Raw genomic sequence first — 4,245 nt, 5'->3', positions numbered from 1 at the left:
GTGGGGGCTCGGCGCCGGTCAGGGGGCCGGGTCGGTGACGACGACCGGCCGGCCGGTCGGCTCGACGCCGGTCACCGGGCTGGCGGCAGCCCGCTCGCCGGCGACCACCCGGTCGGGCCGCACCCGCACCAGCCCGCCCCGCGCGTCGACGTACCAGGCGGTGCCCGCCGGCGTCCAGGACACCGCGCCGGCCAACGCCGGGCCGGCGGGGCGGCCGGCCGGCGTCCCGTCGAGGGTGGCCAGGTCGATCAGGAGCGCCCCGGTGGGGCCGGACGAGCCGGTACGGCCGTTCGCCAGCAGCCAGCGGCCGTCGGTGGAGACCCCACCGGGCCCGTCGGCGCTGAGGTTCGGGCCGCAGGCGGTACGGATCGTGGCCAGCGCGCGGGTGGGGTCGAGCAGTGCCAGGCAGGGGCGTCGGGGCGTACCGGTGGGGACCATGCCGACGAGCCGGCCGTCCGGCAGCGCCCCGTGGACGGCGATGACGTCGCGCCAGCCGTCGGCGGGGAGCCCGCCCGCGGACGGGTGCCAGAGCGCGTACCCGGGTCGGGCCGGATCGCGGCGCACCAGGACGGAGTTGCCGGCGAAGCCGACCGGGACGGCCGCGCCGGGCGCCGACGTGCCGGCGACCGCGACGAGCTGGTCGCCGACGATGCCGCCGATGGAGAGCCGGTCGCCGTCGCGCCAGGCCACCTGACCGCCGTCGGGGGCGACGGCGATCGCCTCCGCGCCGGCGAGCAGCACCCGCGTGCTGCCGTCGGGGTGCACGGACAGCAGGGCCCGGCCGGCGACGGTGGGCGCGCCCACCACCAGCCAGCCGCCCCGATCCGGTACGCGCTGAGCCCGGTCGGCGACGACCACCCCGAGGGGAATGCCCGTCCTACCGCTGGTGTAGAGCGTTCCGTTGACGACCAGGTCCACCGCGGCGCCGGCCGGCCCAAGGGACGGTCGGGACGTTCCGCCCGAGGGGCCCGGCACCGGTTCCGGAGCCGGCCAGGAGGAGTCGCGCGGGTCGCCGAGCACCACCGTCGGTGGGGTGGGGTGACCCGCCTGCGGACTGAGCTGCACCATGCCGACGCTGACCAGCACCGTGGCCATACCCGCCAGGGCGGTGCCGGTGAACAACCGGCGGCGGCGCGTCCGGGTGGCCCGCCGGATGGCCAGGCCGGCCGGGTCGACGGTGCACGGGCGCGGCACGGCGGCCTGCCGGGAGAGGGTCTCCCGGATCGCGCGCTCCAGTTGGTCCGCCGTCATGCCTGTTGGACGCGCGGGAACGGCCGTCCGGTTGTCAGCAGGGCCGGGCACCGCACTCACCTCCGCTCCGCGCAGACGGCCTCAGCCGGCATTACGAGCGGGGTGCCACCTGCCGGGGGGCCGCCGACGGCCGGGGCCGGCCGTCGCGGCGTCGCCGGGGCGGGACGGGGACCGGACCCGCTCGGCGCGGGCGTGTCGGTCGCCGCCGTCCGGCCGGGACGCGGCACGTCGGGCATCGCCGCCGAGGCGGGACGCGGCGCGGCGGCCCGCCGGTCGGGGTGGCGGGGTACCTCTCCGGCTCTCGTCCGGGCCCGGCCGGCGGACGGGTTGCCCGCCCGCCCCTCGGGGCGTTCCTCCAGCCGCCCCTCGGGCCGCGTTTGCGCCCCGCCGTCGGCCAGGCCGAGGGCCGCCTGGTCGCCCAGCCGCCGGCGCAAGGTGGCCAGCGCCCGGGAGGTCTGGCTTTTCACCGTGCCGGGAGAGATCTCCAGCAGCGCGGCGGTCTGCGCCTCCGACATGTCCTCGTAGAAGCGCAGCACCAGCACCGCCCGCTGCCGGCTGGGCAACGCCCTGAGCTGCCGCCAGAGCACGTCCCGGTCGAGCTGCTGCTCGATCTCGTCGACTGCGGCCCGCTCCGGCAACACCTCGGTCGGCCGCTCACCGTGCCAGCGCCGCCGCCACCAGCTCGTCGACGTGTTGACCATGACACGGCGGGCGTACGGCTCGATCGCCTCGATGCCGCCGAGCCGCCTGCAGGCCAGGTACGTCTTGGTCAGCGCCGTCTGGAGCAGGTCCTCTGCCGTGGCCCAGTCGCCGGTGAGGAGGTACGCGGTGCGCAATAGCGCTCCGGAGCGGGCCGCGACGAATTCGCGGAACTCCTCCTCCAGCGGGTCTTTCGCGGCCACCGCTCACCTCCCGCACCCCCATGCCTGCATGGCAGGTTTTCATGCCGGGGCGGGGCGGGGCGACGGCGAAAGGTGCGGCGTTCCTCCGATGTTCGGACGGAAAGCTTCACGCCCCGTCGTCGGCCTTGGCCTCGTCCGCCTCCTTGCCCAACCGGGCCTCGACCGCCTGCGGCTCGTACATCTCCTCGACGACGCGCAGGTAGAGCTCGTTCGGGTTGGGCAGGTTCTTGATCTCCCGAAGCGCCTGGTCCTGGCCGGCGGACTCCAGCACGAACGTGCCGTAGTTGAGGGCACGACCGGCGGGGCTCTGCTCGTACTTCATGTCGGTGACCCGGGCGAGCGGCATCATCGCCACCTTGCGGGTGATGATGCCGGTGACCACCATGACCCGCTTGTTGGTCAGGATGAACCGGTCGTACCACCAGTCGGCGACCTTCCAGGCCACCCAGCCCATCACGGCGAACCAGAGCAGCACCGCGACGGTGGTCAGCGCACTCACGTCCCGCCCGGCGAGGAAGCCGGAGAGGTAGCCGAGGACGAAGGTCGCCCCGATGCCCACGAGGATCGGCGTGGTCAAATGGATCCAGTGCCGCTTCCATTCCCCCCGGTACCGCTCGGTGGGGAAGAGGTAGCGCGCCACCAGGGAACTGGGCTCGTCCTCCAGCGGCAGGACCCGCCGGGGACCGAGCGGCATCCCGGAGGCGTCGACCCGCAGCCCGGCGAGCTCGTCCTCGGAGATCTGCGGCGGCTGGTAGTCGACCTCCGGGTCACGGACCCAGGCACGCCCGGAGCGCGCCTGGCCCGCGAAGGGGCCGTCGCCGTAGCCGACGTCGTCCGAGAAGGGGGGACCACTGGAGAAGCCCGGCCCCTGGCCGGAGGCCGGACCGTCCTCGGGCCGGATTCGGGGAATCGGCTCCGTGTCTCGGTCCCGGCGCTCCCGGTCTGGGTCGTCGGGGTCGAACGGCGGACCGGAGGGGCTTCCCATCGGCGGCTAGGCGATGAGGCTGGTGAAGAAGTCGCCGAACCCCTGGGCGATGTCCATGATGCCGCCGCCGATCGACTTGAAGACGTCTGCGGCGGAGTTCGGCCGGTACGCAACAAAGAAGATCAAGAATGCGATACCGGCCCAGGTGAGGACCTTCTTGACCATGGCGGGCCATCCTCTCGCGCGGCGCCGGGTCCATTTACCGCAGCGGCACCCAGAGTATCAGTAAGGTGTCGTACAGTGAATCTCTGCGTCCGTTCTCCGACAGAACGGGAGACTCGCCAAGCTTGTCGGCTTGTCAGGCCTTCCCGTGCAGGTACGGAGACGGAGCGCCGTACACGAGCTCGGACGGCATCCACTCGGTGAGATCGTGCAGTTCCACGTCCTCGGCGAGCAGATGTCCCGCGCTCGCCGGCCAGGCTATCGCATGAAGCCACATTCCCCGAGCCTCGCCGGCGTACGCGCTTCGATCCGTCGGAGAATTCACGAGCCACAGTGGAGTCGGGTGGCCGGCGACGCGGATCCTGGCCTGCCCGACATGCCCGGGATGCCCGGGGCCGGGATCCTCCAGCGCCTCGGCGAGTTGCGGACCCGGGTCGGGGCCCGCCATCCCGGCGAACCGGGTGCCCAGCCCCACGCCCGGCTCCTCGGCCACGAACACCAGGTCGGCCGGGCCGCCGTCGAGCGGCTCGGGCCCGGTGAGGGCCACGGCGGTGGCGCGCACCCCGGTGCGGTCGTCACCGGCGTACGCCATGCCGGTGAGGGTCCAGCCGGGCGGCAGCGGCCACGGGCACCAGACCGGCGTGACGGGGCCGTCGGCGACCCCGGTGGCGGCGACCCGGTGGACCACGCTTGCCGCGATCTCCGCTCCGATGTGCTCGGGCACGTGCAGCGGCGGCACGGGTCCACAGCGCAGGCACCGCCACTCCGTGTGCATCAGGCCCGGCTCCCGGACGGATCCACCACACCTGGGGCAACTCACCACGACACTCACGTTTCCACCGTCGCCCCGGCTCGCCTCATAGTCAAGTCGAGCCGCCAATTCCCCGGCTGGTCGCGGTGCCCCCGCCGCCACGCCGCGGGCGGTCAGGGGCGGGTGGTCAGGGG

Annotated in this window: 5 protein-coding genes; all 5 read right to left on the bottom strand. The window is 74.1% G+C overall.

Annotation, left to right across the window (positions count from 1 at the left end):
* Positions 1-18 precede the first annotated feature (18 nt).
* Positions 19-1,251, bottom strand: coding sequence for a hypothetical protein (locus tag E1258_RS30410; RefSeq protein WP_132407157.1), 1,233 nt, complete (start codon positions 1,249-1,251; stop codon positions 19-21).
* 56 nt (positions 1,252-1,307) lie between these two features.
* The gene (locus E1258_RS30405; protein ID WP_132407156.1) at positions 1,308-2,153 is read right to left on the bottom strand and encodes a SigE family RNA polymerase sigma factor; all 846 of its coding nucleotides are present in this window, start codon (positions 2,151-2,153) and stop codon (positions 1,308-1,310) included.
* A gap of 106 nt (positions 2,154-2,259) precedes the next feature.
* Positions 2,260-3,138, bottom strand: a complete 879-nt coding sequence (locus E1258_RS30400) for a PH domain-containing protein (RefSeq protein WP_132407154.1) — start codon at positions 3,136-3,138, stop codon at positions 2,260-2,262.
* Between the two features lie 6 nt (positions 3,139-3,144).
* Positions 3,145-3,303, bottom strand: a complete 159-nt coding sequence (locus tag E1258_RS33690) for a hypothetical protein (protein WP_165878125.1) — start codon at positions 3,301-3,303, stop codon at positions 3,145-3,147.
* Positions 3,304-3,436: 133 nt separating this feature from the next.
* Positions 3,437-4,120, bottom strand: a complete 684-nt coding sequence (locus E1258_RS30395; protein WP_371688707.1) for a DUF6758 family protein — start codon at positions 4,118-4,120, stop codon at positions 3,437-3,439.
* Between the last annotated feature and the right edge of the window lie 125 nt (positions 4,121-4,245).

Origin of the sequence: Micromonospora sp. KC207, from assembly GCF_004348615.1 — a bacterium.
GTDB lineage: Bacteria > Actinomycetota > Actinomycetes > Mycobacteriales > Micromonosporaceae > Micromonospora.
Note: the sequence above shows the minus strand (reverse complement) of the source record. Positions and strands in the feature narration are given on the sequence as shown.